Source organism: Halothiobacillus diazotrophicus (assembly GCF_001663815.1).
GTDB classification, from domain to species: domain Bacteria; phylum Pseudomonadota; class Gammaproteobacteria; order Halothiobacillales; family Halothiobacillaceae; genus Halothiobacillus; species Halothiobacillus diazotrophicus.
This window is the reverse complement of the sequence record NZ_CP016027.1, coordinates 2,653,641-2,670,864: the sequence shown is the minus strand read 5'-3', so window position 1 is coordinate 2,670,864 and position 17,224 is coordinate 2,653,641. Positions and strand designations below refer to the sequence as shown.

General features: G+C 63.3%; 15 protein-coding genes. 10 read left to right on the top strand and 5 right to left on the bottom strand.

Features of this window, described 5'->3' with window-relative positions:
• The first annotated feature begins 242 nt into the window (after positions 1-242).
• Positions 243-2,522, top strand: a complete 2,280-nt coding sequence (gene rlmKL, locus A9404_RS11915; RefSeq protein WP_082922952.1) for a bifunctional 23S rRNA (guanine(2069)-N(7))-methyltransferase RlmK/23S rRNA (guanine(2445)-N(2))-methyltransferase RlmL — start codon at positions 243-245, stop codon at positions 2,520-2,522.
• Positions 2,515-3,174 carry a C40 family peptidase gene (locus A9404_RS13565; RefSeq protein ID WP_197490348.1) on the top strand — a complete coding sequence of 220 codons (660 nt, stop codon included), beginning with the start codon at positions 2,515-2,517 and terminating at the stop codon, positions 3,172-3,174. The genes rlmKL and A9404_RS13565 overlap by 8 nt, the downstream gene beginning before the upstream one ends.
• 118 nt (positions 3,175-3,292) lie before the next feature.
• Here A9404_RS13565 and A9404_RS11905 read toward each other — a convergent pair whose 3' ends face one another.
• Genes A9404_RS11905 through A9404_RS11890 form a run of 4 tightly spaced genes read right to left on the bottom strand, consistent with a single transcriptional unit; the run spans position 3,293 to position 7,032 of the window.
• Complete coding sequence (locus tag A9404_RS11905) at positions 3,293-3,976, bottom strand: ABC-type transport auxiliary lipoprotein family protein (RefSeq protein ID WP_066101939.1); 684 nt, start codon at positions 3,974-3,976, stop codon at positions 3,293-3,295.
• Positions 3,977-4,017: 41 nt separating this feature from the next.
• A complete protein-coding gene (locus A9404_RS11900) occupies positions 4,018-5,049 on the bottom strand; it encodes an MlaD family protein (protein WP_066101934.1) in 1,032 nt (343 codons plus the stop codon).
• Between the two features lie 9 nt (positions 5,050-5,058).
• Entirely contained in the window at positions 5,059-5,892 is an 834-nt protein-coding gene (locus tag A9404_RS11895; protein WP_066101931.1) for an ABC transporter ATP-binding protein, read from the bottom strand.
• A 3-nt stretch (positions 5,893-5,895) separates the two neighbouring features.
• Positions 5,896-7,032, bottom strand: coding sequence for an ABC transporter permease (locus A9404_RS11890; protein ID WP_082922950.1), 1,137 nt, complete (start codon positions 7,030-7,032; stop codon positions 5,896-5,898).
• Positions 7,033-7,138: 106 nt separating this feature from the next.
• Between A9404_RS11890 and A9404_RS11885 the strand changes: the two genes are divergently transcribed.
• The 7 genes from A9404_RS11885 (at position 7,139) to A9404_RS11855 (ending at position 12,797) form a co-directional block, all read left to right on the top strand.
• Positions 7,139-8,185 (top strand): pseudouridine synthase, encoded by a 1,047-nt coding sequence (locus A9404_RS11885; protein WP_082923045.1) that lies wholly within the window; start codon positions 7,139-7,141, stop codon positions 8,183-8,185.
• 186 nt (positions 8,186-8,371) lie between these two features.
• Positions 8,372-9,043: a YqgE/AlgH family protein gene (locus A9404_RS11880; protein ID WP_082922949.1), complete on the top strand. Its 672-nt coding sequence runs from the start codon at positions 8,372-8,374 to the stop codon at positions 9,041-9,043.
• Between the two features lie 14 nt (positions 9,044-9,057).
• Entirely contained in the window at positions 9,058-9,522 is a 465-nt protein-coding gene (gene ruvX, locus A9404_RS11875; protein ID WP_066101925.1) for a Holliday junction resolvase RuvX, read from the top strand.
• Between the two features lie 18 nt (positions 9,523-9,540).
• Entirely contained in the window at positions 9,541-10,077 is a 537-nt protein-coding gene (pyrR, locus tag A9404_RS11870; RefSeq protein ID WP_066101922.1) for a bifunctional pyr operon transcriptional regulator/uracil phosphoribosyltransferase PyrR, read from the top strand.
• Positions 10,077-11,084, top strand: coding sequence for an aspartate carbamoyltransferase catalytic subunit (locus A9404_RS11865; protein WP_066101919.1), 1,008 nt, complete (start codon positions 10,077-10,079; stop codon positions 11,082-11,084). Before pyrR ends, A9404_RS11865 begins: the two co-directional genes overlap by 1 nt.
• A complete protein-coding gene (locus A9404_RS11860; protein WP_082922948.1) occupies positions 11,081-12,466 on the top strand; it encodes a dihydroorotase in 1,386 nt (461 codons plus the stop codon). Before A9404_RS11865 ends, A9404_RS11860 begins: the two co-directional genes overlap by 4 nt.
• A 67-nt stretch (positions 12,467-12,533) precedes the next feature.
• Positions 12,534-12,797, top strand: coding sequence for a hypothetical protein (locus tag A9404_RS11855; protein WP_066101917.1), 264 nt, complete (start codon positions 12,534-12,536; stop codon positions 12,795-12,797).
• Positions 12,798-12,865: 68 nt separating this feature from the next.
• On the opposite strand, the gene A9404_RS11850 is transcribed toward A9404_RS11855, so the two are convergent.
• Positions 12,866-13,645 carry a tRNA threonylcarbamoyladenosine dehydratase gene (locus A9404_RS11850; RefSeq protein WP_082922947.1) on the bottom strand — a complete coding sequence of 260 codons (780 nt, stop codon included), beginning with the start codon at positions 13,643-13,645 and terminating at the stop codon, positions 12,866-12,868.
• A 325-nt stretch (positions 13,646-13,970) separates the two neighbouring features.
• On the opposite strand from A9404_RS11850, the gene A9404_RS11845 reads away from it, so the two are divergent.
• Entirely contained in the window at positions 13,971-17,213 is a 3,243-nt protein-coding gene (locus tag A9404_RS11845; protein ID WP_066101914.1) for an EAL domain-containing protein, read from the top strand.
• The last annotated feature ends 11 nt before the right edge of the window (positions 17,214-17,224 follow it).

Sequence of the window (17,224 nt, the reverse complement as noted above, 5' to 3'; positions counted from 1 at the left end):
GGCCCTAACACGGGCCATGCGGCGTTGCTCGTGGTTCATATGGAAAAACCAAACCGCGCTCCTCGTGCCTTGCCTGGCCCGTGTTGGGGCTCCAGCGCTGATTTGGATTTAGTGTGAACAGGCCCGAGCAATCTCCGCCGCGACATTTGCAGGCAGCAACGTCACGGACCAACCATGCAGTTGTGAACAAACCGCCGCAATTCCGGTACAGTCACGCGATTGAAGATAGAGACAAGCCCGAAATGAATCCCGCAGACCCCGCCGCGAACGATCGCGAAAACGCAACCGACGCATCGCTGCCAACGCCGACCTGGCCAATCACCGTCGTGACGGCCGCCGACCTGCAGGCGCCATTGGCCGAGGAAATCCGCAGTCTCGTAGACGCCCGGATCTCCGATCGGCCCTTCGGTGTGCAACTGGACGCGACCCCCGCGCAAACCTACCGCATCGTCTGCGACAGCCTCATCGCCGGTCATGTGTACTACGCGCTGGCCAGCGGACAGGCAGCGACCGCCGACGAGCTATATGCCCTCGGCCGCCAGATTCCCTGGCACCGGCACATGACCGCCGACACCTATTTCGCCATTTCCGCCACCGGCGGGACGGAGCAGCTGCGTCATACCGGGTTCATCGCCACCCGCCTGAAGGACGCGATCGTCGATCATTTTCGCGAGCGGGACAGCCGTCGACCCAGCATCGACACGGAACAGCCGGACCTGCGGCTGCACTGCCACATCACGGCACAAGGGCACACGAACATCTCGATCGAACTGTCCGAGGGCTCCCTGCATCGTCGCGGGTACCGTCAACTGGGCGGATTGGCGCCCCTGCGCGAAAACCTGGCCGCAGGCATCCTCTGGCGGGCACGGTGGCCGCAGCTGGCGCAGAACGGTGCCGCGCTGTTCGACCCCATGTGCGGTTCCGGCACGCTCCTGATCGAAGCGGCCCTCCGCCTGACCGGACTGCCGCCTGCCATGCGGGCGCGCCGACTGGGTTCGCCGGGCTGGCTCGGCCACGATACCGCCGCCCGGCAAGCCGTGCTCGACCAATCCGCCCCGCTCATTGAACCCGCCGACGCGCCTTTGTTGATCGGTCGGGACATCGATGGCGAACAGATTGCCACGGCCCGGGAAAACGCCCGACTGGCCGAGGTGGATCATCTCATCGATTTCCAGGTGGCCGATGCCTGGGCGCAGCCCTGCCCCACGCCACTTGAAGGGCACGACACCGGGTTGCTGATCAGCAATCTGCCCTACGGGCACCGACTCGATGCCTACACATCCACCGAGACCCCGGACTGGGGCCCGCTGATCGATGCCTGGCAGCGCTGCTTCAACGGCTGGCACTGGGCGGTCCTGTTGCCCGAAGGCATGGGGCAGCGCTGGCCGCTGCGCTACGAGCGGGCCTTTCCCTTCGATCATGGCGGCATTGCGATCGAACTGATCCGGGGCACGTTCGACACCAAGAGTCGACGGGAGGCACCCGGGCCGATCGGCCTGGCAAACAAGCTGGCGAACGCGGCCGAGCAGGCCCGTGAACTGGTCGACCCGACGCCCTTCGCCAATCGACTGCAGAAGAACTTCCGCCACGTAAAACGCCAGGCCGAACGAGAAGGGCTCTGCTGCTTCCGGGTATACGACGCCGATCTGCCGGACTTCAATCTGGCCATCGATCTCTACCGGGACGAGCAGGGCGAGACCTGGGCGGATATCCAGGAGTACCGGGCGCCGCACTCCGTCGATCCCCAATTGGCGCGTGGCCGTTTGGCCGTTGCCGTCCATCAGGCCATGGAAACGCTGGAACTCGCCCCCAACCACGCCGTGGTCCGCCAGCGCCGCCGACAGACGGGGCAGGATCAGTATCAGAAAATCACCCAGGAACGACTGGAGCGGGTCGTGATCGAGGGCGGCACGCGGTTGCGGATCAACCTGACCGACTATCTCGACACCGGTCTGTTCCTCGATCACCGTCAGGTACGCGACCGGGTCGCCGAACTCGCCCGAGGGAAACGCCTGCTCAACCTGTTCTGCTATACCGCAACGGCGTCGGTCCGAGCCGCCCACCAGGGCGCCGCGCAGACCCTGTCCATCGACCTGTCGAACACCTACCTCGACTGGGCGGAAGACAATTTCGCCCTCAACGACATTCCGACCGGCAATGCGCACCAACTGCTGCGCGCCGACGTGCTGGACTGGCTGAATCAGCGCCAGCAAGGGCCCTATCGCCCGGATCGGTACGATGTGATCTTCTGCGACCCACCGACCTTCTCGAATTCGAAATCCATGGCGGACACCCTGGATATCCAGCGGGATCATGTGACACTCGTGCAACAATGCATGCATCTGTTAGCGCCAGAAGGCACATTAATCTTTTCAAATAACCTGAAAGGCTTTAAATTGTCGCCAAGTTTGACGGATGAATACCAAATCAATGACTTATCGCGAAAAACTCTGCCCATGGATTTCGCCCGCACACCGCATCGACGCAGTGTGTTCGAAATCCGGCACCGGAACGATGCCTGAAGCGCGCCCGGTGCGTGTGTTCGTGGCGGGTGCGCTCATTACCGGCGCCCTCACGCTGGGCGGTTGCGCCAGCGTGCCGACCGGCACGGCGCCCGAAGCGAACAATGCCGGCAACAGCTGGCTGGACTTCAACACGGACAACACCACCCAGGCCGAAAACACCCGCACCGCACCCACCCATCTCAACGCCAAACTCCCCGAAACACCGCTCAAGTCCCTCGCAGGCAACAATGGCGACCGAACCGCCGCCACGGAAGCGATCATTCAGGCCATGTCGCAACTGGGCACGGCCTACCAGTGGGGGGGTGCCTCGGTCGGGAAAGGATTCGACTGCAGCGGTCTTACCAGTTACGTCTATCAGCAGGCCGATATCAATCTTCCACGCACAGCTCGGGATCAGTACGCCTTCACCGCAAGAGTCGGTAAATCCCAGCTCAAACCCGGGGATCTCCTGTTCTTCAAGATCCGCAGCCGAAAGATCGACCACGTCGGCATCTATATTGGGAATGACCGATTCATCCATGCGCCGCGCAAGGGCGAACATGTCCAGTACGCCAAGCTGAACGATGCCTATTGGCGTCGGCATTTCGCCGGAGCCGGCCGGGTTCCCGGCGCCTCGAAACTCAATCTGGCCGATCTGGATCTGCAGTAACGCTGGGATACCCCTCAATGGCCGAAAAAGGCGCTGGAACACAGCGCCTTTTTCATGTTTGCCCGCCTCGATTCTCGACTCGGGAATAGACAACGTATCGAATACGCCGCGACAGGACTTACGAGTCGTCCGCATCCTTCTCAACCGGGGCTTCAGGTGTCGCCAGCAAATTGCGCGTCTGGCGAACAATCGCCCCGATCGCCTTGTCGACCAGGGACTGACTGGCCTGCGCAAACTGGGTCGCATCATTGTGCGGTACAGCCTGCGACTCGTCGAAATACCAGTGCGCCCGCACCGAACGGGTTTTCGGATCGAGCCAGAGGCAATCGAGCGCCAGGCGCACCCGGCCACTGTCGCCCGACACATCGTGCTCCAGGCGGTTCAGATGACAACGCAGATTCAAGGCGACGGGCGCACCCGCAGAATTGGGCACCACGCCCAGTATCCAGGGCTGCCGAATCAGGGTCTGCGTCACCGCGTCCGTCAGCATTTCCGCTGGAGGCGCCAACCAGCGATTGTCCCGGTAGGGACGCAACTGCTGCGCCTCGGGGCTGTACATCATGGCTGCCGACTCGAAGCCACTGTCAGCCTCGATGGACCCGAACCGAACGAGGAATGCCCGAGCCTTGCCCTGCGCCGATACGATGGCGGGCGTGGACAAGGCGGCGGGCGGATTGATGCGATACGTGTCCTGGGCGTGTTGCGGCTTGATCGGCAGACTACACGCGGCAAGGGTTGTCGCAAATATCGCCAATGCGGCGAGTCGTCCGCCAATACGTAAGCAAGAGTAGGTAGCGTTCATGTCACTGTCCTTTCGAAAGTCCGGAGCGACGTGCCCGGCGCTCATGGTGCCGTCCCAGTCGTAGCCGTGCCACGAACGTCGGTCCGCGCGGTCCCCAAGTCATTCCTCGGGCCCTCACCTGGGCCCGGTGGCACCGGCGGTACGCCGTAGAGAATCTGGCTCGGATTGGCATTGATCTGTCGGACCAGCTGCGCGATCGAGGCGCTGGCGTTCTGAAGCCGTTCCAGCAAACTGCCCAACTCGGGCAAGGTTTGCTGTCGCAGTTCGTCGAGCGTTTTCGTGCCGGAATGCGTGAGTTGGACCGTGCTCTCGCTGGCCTTGGCCACCTGACCGACCGCCGCATTGGTGGTGTCCAGGGTCGCTTCCAGGGCATCGATGGCCCGAGAGAACTTGTTCAGAACTGCCTGTGCCTGCTTCATCAGGGCCGCGGTCGATTGCGTCACGTCAGCCGTGTTCTGCAGGGTCTTCCTTCCGGCGACGATGGCATCGGCAATATCGACACGTCGGGCCGCCAGGGTCGAGGTCAGCTGGTGCACATCGTTCAACGTGTCGGTCAGCGTCTGAACGTTTTTCTCGCTCAATAGCTGATCCAGCCGATCGGTCATCCGCGAAACCTTCACCATGCTCTCGCTCAGACCGCCCTCCAACTGGGAAAAGATGGACGGTTCGTAGGGAATGACGAGATCGCCATCCTCATTACGCCGCGTCAGGGGGGTGGCGGCCTTTCCGCCCGTCAGGTTGAGGATGCTGAGTCCGGTGACGCCCTGGGGACGCAACTGGGCGACCGTATCGGTGCGAATCGGCACGTTCGCATCCAGATAGACCAGAATTCGGATGCGATCCGGGTTTTTCTGGTCGATCCGGATACTCTTGACCTCGCCCACATCCACCCCGCGATAGAGCACGTGACTGTTCACGGACAGGCCGGTCACGCTGTCGGTCGCATAAATCACGTAGGGGATGAACTGCTGCTGCTTGCCCCCGGTCACCAGCCAGTACGCCGTTGCCGCCAGACTCAGTCCAAGCAGCACCACGAACAGGCCCACAGCGGTGTAATTGATCTTTGATTCCATAACGAAGCCCTAAGCCTGTGTTCCGTTGCGATGCGGCTCAGCCATGCTGCCGTCATCCCGAGTCTTGCGCGTCGCGGCGGCCCAGTACGCCTCCGACCGGGTTCCCCGAAAATACGCCACCAGCTCCGGTTCGTCACGCGCCGCCAGTTCGACGGCCGTCCCCACCGCCAGCACCTTCTTCCGCGCCAGAAACGCGACTTCGTCGACCCCGCGCCAGATCGAGTCCAGATCGTGCGTCACCTGAAGCACGGTCAGCCCCAGCGATTCGCTGAGGGTCCGGATCAGATCGTCGAACGCCGCCGCACCGATCGGATCGAGCCCGGATGTCGGCTCGTCGAGCACCAACAGCTCCGGATCCAGCGCCAGCGCCCGCGCCAGCGCCGCCCGCTTCACCATCCCGCCCGACAATTCCATCGGATACTTGTCGGCACTGTCGGCCGGCAACCCCGCCAACAGGATCTTGCTCATGCCCAGTTCCGTCAGCCAGCCCTTATCGAAGCGCCCGTGCTCACGGATCGGCATCAGCACATTCTCCAGCACGGTGAGCGACGTGAACAGGGCACCGCCCTGGAACAGCACGCCGATGCGCTCGCGCAGGGACTGCCGCGTCGCCTGATCTGCGGTTGCGGTGTCCACGCCGAACAGACGCAACTGACCCGAAGTCGCCTCGCGCAACATGATCAGCGTCTGCAACAGGACCGTCTTGCCGGCCCCGGACCCGCCGACAAGCGCCATCACCCGACCGCGCTGCAACTGAAAATCCAGATCGTCGTGCACGCGATGCGTACCGAACTGGTTCACCAGCCCCCGCGCGTCGATCACGAGATCCGTATCCGCACCCATCGATCAGTAACCCAGCAAGTTATACAACACGGAGAATCCGGCATCGATCACGATGACCATGAAAATCGCCTGAACGACGCTCACGGTCGTGGCTCGCCCCACCTCCGCCGCACTGCCCCGGACCCGCAGACCCTGCATGCAGCCGATCAGGGCGATCACGATCGCGAACACCGGCGCCTTGATCAGCCCCAACCACAACGTCGATACGCCGATCACTACCGGGATGCGCTCGAAATACACGGCGAAGGAGACACCATACCCGTAATTGGCCACCACGGCGCCGCCCAGCAATCCCATCAAATCGGCGAAGATCGACAACAATGGCAAGGTCAGAATCAGCGCGACGACCTTCGGGAACACCAGGATCTCGAAAGGCGGCACGCCCAACGCACGCAGGGCATCGATTTCCTCGGTGATCCGCATCGTGCCGAGCTGGGCGGTATAGGACGAACCGGTACGGCCCGCCACGATAATCGCGGCCAGCAACGGCCCCATTTCCCGCAAGGTGAGAATACCCACCAGGTTGACGAGAAGAATGTTGGCGCCGTAATTGGAAAGCGTCGCCCCGCCCTGGTAGGCCATGACCATGCCGATCATGAAGGAAAGCAGCCCCACGATCCCCAGGGCACGCACGCCGGCGGCATCGATCTCGGTCAGCACCGCCGACCAGCGGATCCGCCAGAACATCAGCAGTAACGGAACACCGCGCCAGAACAGTTCGCCGAGAAACCGGAGGAAGCTCGTTGCCTCGTCCACCTGCCCCATGGCGCCCTGCCCAACCCGCACCAGCCACGACGCCCGCCGCGTCCGTTCCGGCGGTTCATCGACCAGACGCGCATCCAGCAACCCCAGAAGCGTGCGCTCCTGTTCCGGCAAGCTGCTGACGTCCACGGCAATGCCCGCAGCCCGCCACTGATGCAACCAGCGGGCGATGACCATGGCGGCCGAACTGTCGAACCCGGAAAACGCGCTCTGCAGGCGAATAGTCCGGGCCTCGGGCATCTTCAGCGCGGGCACATGCTGCAGATTGTGCACCGTCCAGGCCCCGGACAGGGTCAGGACCGCGGATTCCGTCTCCATGGACCATGTGGCCTGCGGCGGCGCGGCGCCCTGGCGGGATGGGAGCAAAGCCGAAGTCATGGTACGTCGATCGGTATCCCTTGGTGATGATTGACTGGGAGCTTATCATTCTGATCCGGAAAGTGCGTTGTTGCGCCCTTCATTCAGTACCGAGAGTATCCCCCGCGTGAGTAAAGAACGCCTACAAAAAATTCTGGCCACCCTTGGCTATGGTTCCCGTCGCACCATCGAAGGCTGGATCAGCGCCGGCGAGGTCAAGCTCAACGGCGAAACGGCGCAACTCGGCAGCGTGGCCGGGCCGGGCGACGTCATCGACCTGCGCGGACAGAAAATCACGGTCCCCGAGGAAGGCCTGGTGCGGCGCGTCCTGATCTACCACAAGCCCGAAGGCGAAATCACGTCTACCTCGGACCCCGAGGGTCGTCCGACCGTGTTCGGTTCGCTGCCGCCCATCCGCCAGGGGCGCTGGATCACCGTCGGCCGCCTGGATTTCAACACCTCCGGCCTGCTGCTGGTCACCAACGACGGCGAACTCGCGAACCGGCTGATGCACCCCAGCCACCAGATCGAGCGCACCTACGCCGTCCGGGTCCTGGGCGGACTGAGCGAGGAACAGATCCGTCAACTCACCACGGAAGTCATGCTCGAAGACGGCCCGGCCCACTTCGATCAGCTGGTCGAGGCCGGCGGCACCGGTGCCAACAAGTGGTATCACGTGACCCTGCGCGAAGGGCGCAACCGCGAAATCCGCCGCATGATCGACGCCGTGGAGGGGACGGTTTCCCGCCTCATTCGCATCAGCTATGCCGGCATCGCCCTGCCACCCCGGCTGAAACCCGGCCGGGCCCAGGATCTGCCGCCCGATATCGAAGACCAACTCGTCCGCCTGGTCGGTCTGCGTCCGGAAACCCGTCGCAAGGTGCTGGATGTGGATGCACAGCGCCGCGCCCTCAAACCCTATCGGGCCCGGAGTCAGGCGCCCGCGCCAAAGGTCCGCACCGAGACGACGGCCGGCGACGTCAAAAAGCCGTTTGCCGCCGCTCTGAAAGCCAAGCCCCCCGCACGCGGCGCCACGAACGCCGAACCCAATATCGGGGGCACGACCAGCCGGAGCACCCTGTCCCGTCGCAAGCCTGCAACGAAATCCCCCACCAAGTCCGGATCAAAGCCCATCGGAAATCCGGGTCGGAAACCGCCCCGGGGTCGCAGCTGACCGGCACATTCACCGAAACCCGCCCCCATTGGACTGGCATCGTCGGTATTGGCATCGTCGGTCTTAACTGGGCAGAGCCTGCCCAGAACGATTAAACTAGAGCCTAGAAAGACTCAATACGAATGCCGGGCACCCCTTGCCCGGCCCTAAGGCCTGACGAAGGCCCTATGAAGGCCATACGAACGCATGATCAAATACCCGCATTCAGCCGAATCCGAGCACGACGACGACCGGGAGCCCAAAGCGCCCGCCACTCCCCGTGCGCACACCAACGATGCCGACACTGCCATCATCTACGAGGATGATCTGGATCTGAAAAATCATCTGCTGGTCGCCATGCCCAATGTGCTGGACCCCAATTTCAGCCATGGCGTAACCTACATCTGCGAACACAACGACGAAGGCGCGATGGGTATCACCATCAATCGCCCTCTGGACGTGACCCTCGGGGACATCCTCGACCACATGAAGATCACCTGCACCAACCCCGCCATTCGCAACCGGCCGGTATTCATGGGCGGCCCCGTGGCCATGGAACGCGGATTCGTCCTGCATACCCCGCACGGCGGCTGGGAATCCACGCTGGAAGTCACCGACGAGATCGGGCTGACCACCTCCAAGGACATTCTTCAGGCACTGGCCGATGGCGCTGGTCCGGCACGTGCCGTCATCGCCCTCGGCTACTCCGGCTGGTCGGCCGGTCAGATCGAAACGGAAATCGCCGAGAACACCTGGCTGACGGTGGATGCCACGCCCGAACTGATTTTCGATCAACCGGTCGATGAGCGCTGGACGGCAGCCGCACGTACGCTGGGCATCGACATGAATCTCGTGTCGGGCGAGGCCGGACACGCCTGAGCTCGCGCGGCGTGATGACGGGCACACCCGGCACCTGGATCGCGTTCGACTACGGGGCGTGGCGGATGGGCATCGCCGTCGGCGAGCAGCTGATCGGCTCATCGCGGCCATTGACCACCATTGCCCATCAGAACGCCCACCAGATCGAATGGCAGGCCATCGCCGACCTCGTGACCGAATGGCGGCCGGTGGGATTCGTTCTGGGCTGGCCCCTGACGGATGACGGCCAGACCTACCCCGTAGCCGAATTCATCCGTCGTTTCGGTCGACGGCTTTCGGGTCGATTCAACCTGCCGGTGCATTACGTGGACGAACGCCTGAGCTCCGAGCAGGCCGAACTGGCGCTGACCGCGCGACACGGCAAACAGGCCGTAAAAAAAAATCCGGGTCTGATTGACTCCCAGGCCGCGGCGATTATTCTTGACACGTTTTTCAGCCAGAATCCGGGCACCGCTGCCGATTCTCCCCCGCAGCCCTAACACGACGATGTACCGACCATGATGCCATCAACGCCGGATACGCCCACCCTCAGTCCGATCGACGGTCTGATGGACCAGATCCACCACGACCTGCAGCAGGCCATCGATCAGGGCATCCTGACCGATCCCCTGATGGTCGGCATCCACAGCGGCGGCGTGTGGGTAGCCGAAGCGCTGCGCCAGCGCCTCGGCCTGCCCGACCCGCTGGGCAAGCTCAACATCACCTTCTATCGGGACGACTTCGACACCATCGGCCTGCATCCGCAGGTGGCGCCGTCGCAGCTGCCGGTCGACATCGACGGCCGGGATGTCATCCTGGTGGACGACGTGCTCTATACCGGACGGACGATCCGCGCCGCGCTGAACGAACTCTTCGATTACGGCCGACCGGCACGCATCTGGTTGGCCGTCGTCTACGAACGGGACGGTCGCGAGTTGCCCATCGCCGCGCAGACCGTCGGCCAGCGGCTGGCGCTCAGCCCCTTGCAACAGATCCATGTCGATGGCCCGGCCCCCCTGAGCGCCCGCATCGTGACCCGAGAGGAACCCCGCTGATGGCCGTGAACTTCGTCCGACCGATCATCCCCAAGCTGGCCAAGGACCCCTGGGCGATTCAGTTCGACAGTCAGGGGCATCTCAAGCACCTGCTGACGATCGAGGGCCTCGGTCCGACCTGGATCACGCGCATTCTCGACACGGCGGAAGGCTTCATGTCGGTCACTGACCGCGAGATCAAGAAGGTGCCGCTGCTGCGCGGGCGCACCGTGGTCAACCTGTTTTTCGAATCGTCCACCCGCACCCGCACCACCTTCGAACTGGCGGCCAAGCGACTGTCGGCGGACGTGCTGAACATCAACCTGTCGACCTCGGCCACGACCAAGGGCGAGAGTCTGCTGGACACCCTGCGCAACATCGAGGCCATGCAGGCCGACATGTTCGTGGTGCGACACGACCAATCCGGCGCCGCGCACTTCATCGCCCGCCACGTTGCGCCGCATGTGTCGGTCCTGAACGCCGGGGACGGCTGGCATGCCCACCCCACCCAGGCCCTGCTCGACGCCTTCACCATCCGTCGCATCAAGGGGGATTTCGCCCCGCTGCGCATCGCGATCGTCGGCGACATCAAGCATTCCCGCGTCGCCCGTTCGCAGATCCACGCCTTCAATTCGCTGAACGTCGGCGAACTGCGGGTCATCGGTCCGCGCACCTTGATCCCGAACGACATCGAACCGCTGGGCGTCCGCGTGTTCCACGACATGAAGAGCGGCCTGAAGGACGTGGACGTCATCATCATGCTGCGCCTGCAACGGGAACGGATGGAATCGGGCCTGCTGCCCACCGAACAGGAGTTCTATCGCCTGTACGGCCTTACCGAGGAAAAACTCCGCTGGGCGAAACCCGATGCCATCGTCATGCACCCCGGCCCCGCCAACCGAGGCGTGGAGATCGAGTCCCGGGTGGCCGACGGACCGCAATCGGTCATTCTTGAGCAGGTTTCCAACGGCATTGGCGTGCGCATGGCCGTGATGGCCCTGTGCATGAGCGCGAGTACAGATTCATGATTCAAAATCCGCCCAACCTCGGCATCGATCTCGACCCCGTGCGTCACCCCGAAGGCTGCCGCCCCGGGTTCGACTGCGACACCTGGCTGATCCGCGGCGCCCGCGTGCTCGATCCGGCCAGCGGTCAGGACCAGGTCGCCGACGTCTATCTCGCCAACGGGAAGATCGTCGGCATCGGCGCGAAACCCGAGCACTTCCCGGCGCAGGACGTCCGGACGATTTCCGCCGACGGCCAATGGCTGATCCCCGGCGTCATCGACGGCTGGGCCCGCCTGCGCGAACCCGGCCTGGAGCACAAGGCCACCATCGCCACCGAGACCCTGGCGGCCGTATCCGGTGGGATCACGACCCTCTGCATGCCGCCGGATACCGATCCGGTGCTCGACACGATCGCCGTCGCGCGCTTCATCAAGCGGCGTGCTCAACTGGCCGGACGCGCCCGGGTCGTCGCCATCGGCGCCATGACGCAAGGCTTGAAGGGCGAGTTGCTGGCCGAAATGGCCGAACTGACCGAAGGCGGCTGCGTCGGCATCACCAACGCCCACTACCCCGTGAAGGATCTGCGCCTGCTGCGCCGGGCGCTCGAATACGCGGCCACCTTCGACATCCAGGTGATCGTCCAGCCACTGGATCCGTCGCTCGGCAAACGCGGCTGCGCCCACGAAGGGGTCATCGCCACGCGCTTGGGCCTGCCCGGCATCCCCGTTTCCGCCGAAACGGCCCCGCTGGCCCAGATGCTGGCCGTGCTGCCGGAAACCGGCGCGCGCATCCACGTCAACAACATTTCCTCCCGCGCCGCCCTGCGGTTGGTCGAGCAGGCGAAGGCCGACGGGCTGCCCATCACCGCCTCAGTGAGTGCGCATCAGCTGTGGTTGTCCGAGATGGACACCGACGCCCTCTGCGGCAGTACGCACGTGCTGCCGCCCCTGCGCAGCCTGCGGGACCGGGACGCCCTGCGCGAGGGTCTGGCCGCGGGCATCATCGACTGCGTGATCTCCGATCATCAACCGCACGAGTCCGATGGCAAGCTGGCGCCCTTCCCCGAGACCGAACCGGGCATTTCGGGCCTGGACACCCTCCTGCCGCTGATGCTCAAGCTCGCCGACGATGGCGTGATCACCCTGGACCGCGCCCTCGACGCACTCACGCGACGACCGGCGGACCTGTTCGGGTTGCACGACTCCGGGCGCATCGAGATCGGCGCTCGGGCCGATCTTGCCCTGGTCGATCCGGATTCCTTCTGGACGCTGGACGACACGACCATGCGCTCAGCCGGTCGGGATACCCCGTTCTTCGGCTGGGATTTCCGGCATGAAGTCCAGTCCACCTGGGTGAACGGCAAGAAGGTATTCTGGCGAGGCAGTACGCCGGACGCGCCATGAAAGCGTCATATCCTACTGCCATGATATGTTTTATCGATCGTCAATCCCCACCAATGGAGAGCACCCCATGGCCACGAAAATTCTGAGCATCATGCCTGCGGATGACTGGTATGCCCTGATTGCGGACGAAGAAGAGGGCACGGGGTACGAACCCCTCACCTGCTTCGCTCTGGTACAAAGCGACGAGGAAGGCGAGATCACCACGGAAGTGCGCCCCATGATCTGGGCCGACACCGCCATGGCCTTCGCCGATGAAATCGAAGGGTTCCTGGATCTGGAGCGGATTGAGGAAATCGGCGACGACGAATTGGATATCGACGACGATCAGTAATCCCGCAAGTCGGCCATCGGGCCGACGCCCCCATCCCCAGAACCGACCGCTCCCCCCGGTCGGTTTTTTTATGGCGCCTCGTCAGCGAGCAGGTGACGGATGATTTCGCCGGCGACGATGTGGCCGAAGATATTGGGCATGTAGCTGATCGTCCCGTTGACGGCACGGGGTCTGACCCCGTTGGTCGTGGGCACGTGCTTGGCGGGCTTCTTCGGCAGTTCGGTCGAATAAACCACCGGCACGTCCAGCGGCGACTGCAGCCGCCGCAGGCGGGTCCGCAGGACCCGCGCCAGACCGCAACCCTGCACCTCGGCCAGCACCCCGACGCGAACCGCCCGCGCATCGATCCGATTGCCCGCGCCCAGCGCCGTCATGGTCATGATGCCTCGCGCACGCGCCTCGGCCAGCAACACGGCCTTCACCCCGATCGAATCGATGCAGTCGGCGATGGCGTCGACCGGGTGCGCCGTCAGGAACTCAGTGACGGCAGATTCCTGCAGGAACATCGGCAGGGGAATCGTCGTGATGTCGTCGCGAATCGAGGCAAAACGGGCGGCTGCGACCTCGGCCTTGGCCTGTCCGAGCACGGTTTCGGTGGAGAGCATCTGCCGGTTCAGGTTTGAACGGCCGAAACGGTCGTGATCCAGCAGGTAAACCGTGCCGACTCCGGCACGCACCAGCGACTCTGCACAGGCGCCGCCTACGCCGCCCAAACCGGCCACGAGGACGCGGGCGGCCCGCAATCGGGCCAGTCCCGTCGAACCGATCAGCAGTTCGGTGCGCTCGTCCGTGGTTTCTTCGGAGATTGCTGGCAAAGGCGGAGAAAAAGGGGAGGTTTGTAGGGTCATAGGGCAATCATTCTGAGCGAAAACCCGTTTGGCGTACAGTCACCCATCCCGCCGGCCAATGAAGACCGCCCGATACAGCCCGACCACCTGCTTTCGTGTCTGTCGCAGCAAGGCGGGCACAACGGTTCAAACGGCATAGACAAGCCTGAGCGCCTTGTTTAACCTAATCAAGTTCATAGGGTCATCGCGTCCCGGCACGGCAGATATTGTCGCCGCCGCCCGATCGGCACGATGCGATTCACCATACGAGGGGACTTCGGATTCGCCCATCCGTCCGCCGCAATGCCGATTTTCGGCCGACTTTCGACTGGATACCTAACGCATCGTGACCATCAGTGATCCGCTCAACCCGCTCGTTGAGTCCGAACGAGTTGACGCCCCGCAGGAGTCGGCCGCGCTTCAACGCCTCCAGGAACAACTGGAACGACAGCAGGCACTGATGCAATCCCTGCTGGGGCAGATCGGCACCCTGATGTCGACCAACGACGAGCAGGAACTGCTGGACGTCGTCTGTACCCAACTCCTCGCCACCGGCCTCTTTCTGGGCGCCTGGGTTGCCCGTACCCGACCGGACGAACCCGCATCCTGCGATATTCTCGCTGCCGGCGGCGACGGGATGACACTGCTATCCGATCTCGGTGAAGACGCCCGATCGGTCTGGGCCGCCCATCTGAACCAGGTTCAGAGCAGCCAGACGACCGTGATCGAGCCAGGAACGGACCTGACACTGATCGCCCCCTGGCAGGACGTGATCTTCCCCGGATTTTCCACCACACTGATCTTCGTACCCATCACCCGTGCCAGTCAGCCCTGGGCCGTTCTGATCGTACTGGCACAACACGAAGGCCCGCTGGACCGACTGCTCACCGAAATGCTCGGCCGACTGGGCGAACTGCTGTCCAATGCCTTCGATCAGCTGGACCTGCGTGCGCGCCTCGTCAACGAGCGTGAGCAGGCCGCGTTTCTGGCCCACCACGATGCCCTGACAGGGTTGACCAACCGGCGCGGCATCGACGAGGCCCTGCCCAAGGCGATGGCTCGAGCCAGGCGCAACCAGCGGAACATGGCCCTGGTCATGCTCGATCTGGATGATTTCAAGCCCATCAACGATCGTTTCGGTCACGCGACCGGCGATGCGCTCCTTCAGGCACTGGCGCAACGGATCAAATCCACGCTCCGGGAGACCGACATGGCGGCCCGGTTGGGCGGCGACGAATTTCTGCTCCTCATCGAAAGCATCGAGCAGAAGAAACACCTCAAGAAGACCCTGGAAAGGATCAACCACGCATTGACCGAACCGGTCGAACTGCCCGAGGGGCCGGCACGTGTCCGCGCGAGCATGGGTGTGGCTCTGTTCCCGCAGGACGACTGCGAGCCCGAACAACTCATTCGCAATGCGGACGCAGCCCTCTATCTATGCAAGAACAAGAAGCGCGGCCGCAAGCACAATTGGTGCATCTGGAACGACAATACGACGGACGACCTGGAACAACCTGTCCAGGATCTGCACACCCCGCCCTATGGGATGGCGGCGGCCAACCTGCTGCAACGTTTCGTCCCGCAACTGGGCGGTCTGGTCGAGGACTTCGTCAACCGTTTCTATGCGGAGCTTCAAGCCGACCCGGACGCCCGGAAGATCATTCTCCAGCTTAGCGAGGCGGAATTTACGCACCTCAAGGCGCGGCAGTCGGTCCACCTGCAACAACTCCTCGACCCGGAGCTCACCGAGGCCATGCATCGCAGCACCGCCAAGCACGTGGGTGAAATCCATGCCCTGATCGGACTCACGGCCAGCAGTCTGGTCCGGGCCATGACCATCTACCTGCACCAGTTCGACACGCTGATCGCGCAGCACCGCCTCACCCCCCAGGATCACTCGCGACTCGAACTGGTGCTGACCGAACGACTGAGCATCGAACTCTCCGAGGAACTGGAGTCCGAACACGCGATCAACAACCGCTACCAACAGATTCTGCTGGATATCGACGCGATGGGCCGCCAGCCTCTGTCATGGCAGGAATTCAACGAGCGACTGCTCAGCAAGCTGCGCGAATGCCCCGGCGTGCAGGCCTCCTGGATTGGCGCCCCCGATGCCGATGGGGTATTCATCATCAACTTCAGCGAAGGGGTGGAAGCCTTCAGCGAAGCCATGCAGGCAGCGTACGGCGGATTGCGCATGCCGCGGATTGCGCCCGGAGAACCCGAAATGGCCGGTTCGACCGCCCGGGCATTCCGCCAGGCACAGATCCAGAGCATCGCCAGTTTCTCCACCGCCCCGGAAGCCGAACCCTGGCGAACGGCGGCCCTCAACGTCGGTATCCGCAGCTCCGTCGGGATTCCCATCACGGATGAACAACGACGTCCGCTGGCAACCCTGACATTGTACGGCGACTATCCGAACATGTTCGAAACCCCGTTCCGCCAGTCGTTCTGCCAGCAGCTGGGCTTCATCGTCAGCCAGACCTGGCAGCAGTTCAAACAAACGCAGATCGTCAACACCTCGATCGAGGAACTCGATCTCTGGCGTCAGGCCTTCTATGGCATGGGACTCAAACTCGTCTATCAACCAATCATCGGGCTGGCATCCGGACGAATCGAGAAAGTGGAAGCGCTTGCCCGCCTGCGTCTCGAAGACGGCCGCATCATCATGCCCGGCGCCTTCATCCCGCGACTCAACGAACAGCAGATCATCCAGCTCTTCCGAATGGGTCTCGAGCAGGGCTTGCGACAACTCGTCCAATGGGATCGGGAACTGCCGGGATCGGCGCTGGGACTCGCACTCAACCTGCCCCTCGAAGCGCTGGCCGACAACGACTGCCCGAACTGGGTCCACGACGCCCTGCTTCGTCACGGCATCCCGGCTTCGCGACTGACCCTGGAAATGCTCGAACACCACGAAATGATCGACGTGAACCAATCGCAGCGTCAGATGCGCACGCTCTCGGACATGGGCGTGCAACTCGCCATGGACGATCTCGGCGCCGGCTACAGCAACCTGATCCGCCTGAACAACCTGCCGTTCGATACGGTCAAGATCGACCAGGCCCTGATCCGCTCCGCCTACAGCGATCCCGTCCGGATCATCAAATTCATCGGCGCCCTGATCCACATGACGCATGCGCTGGATCTGAACGTCGTCGCCGAGGGGCTCGAAACGCCCGATCTGATCGAAGTCGCACGAATTCTGGGAGCCGACCTGGCGCAGGGATACGCCATCGCCCACCCCTTGTACGCCGAGGACTTCCTGACGCTGTACCGGGCACAGAACGCCCTTGACGAACAAACCTTCCCGCATACGGCACTGGGCGCGATCGCCACGCAGTGGCAACTGAACAACCCACAGGCGTCCATCAGCCAAATTCCGAGTCTGGGCGCAGTCAACCACTGCCCCATCCATCAGTTCATCGTCGAACAGGGCCTGCTGGGCAGCGAACTGGATATGATTCACCGCGAGCTGCATGACAGCGAGCAGGCCCAAGGCCGGAACAGTGCTACGTTCCACCGCCTGCTGCATCAATTACAGACGCAACTGGCCGCGCTCGTGAGCCCCCCGACCACGCTGCAATGAGTCCCGCCATC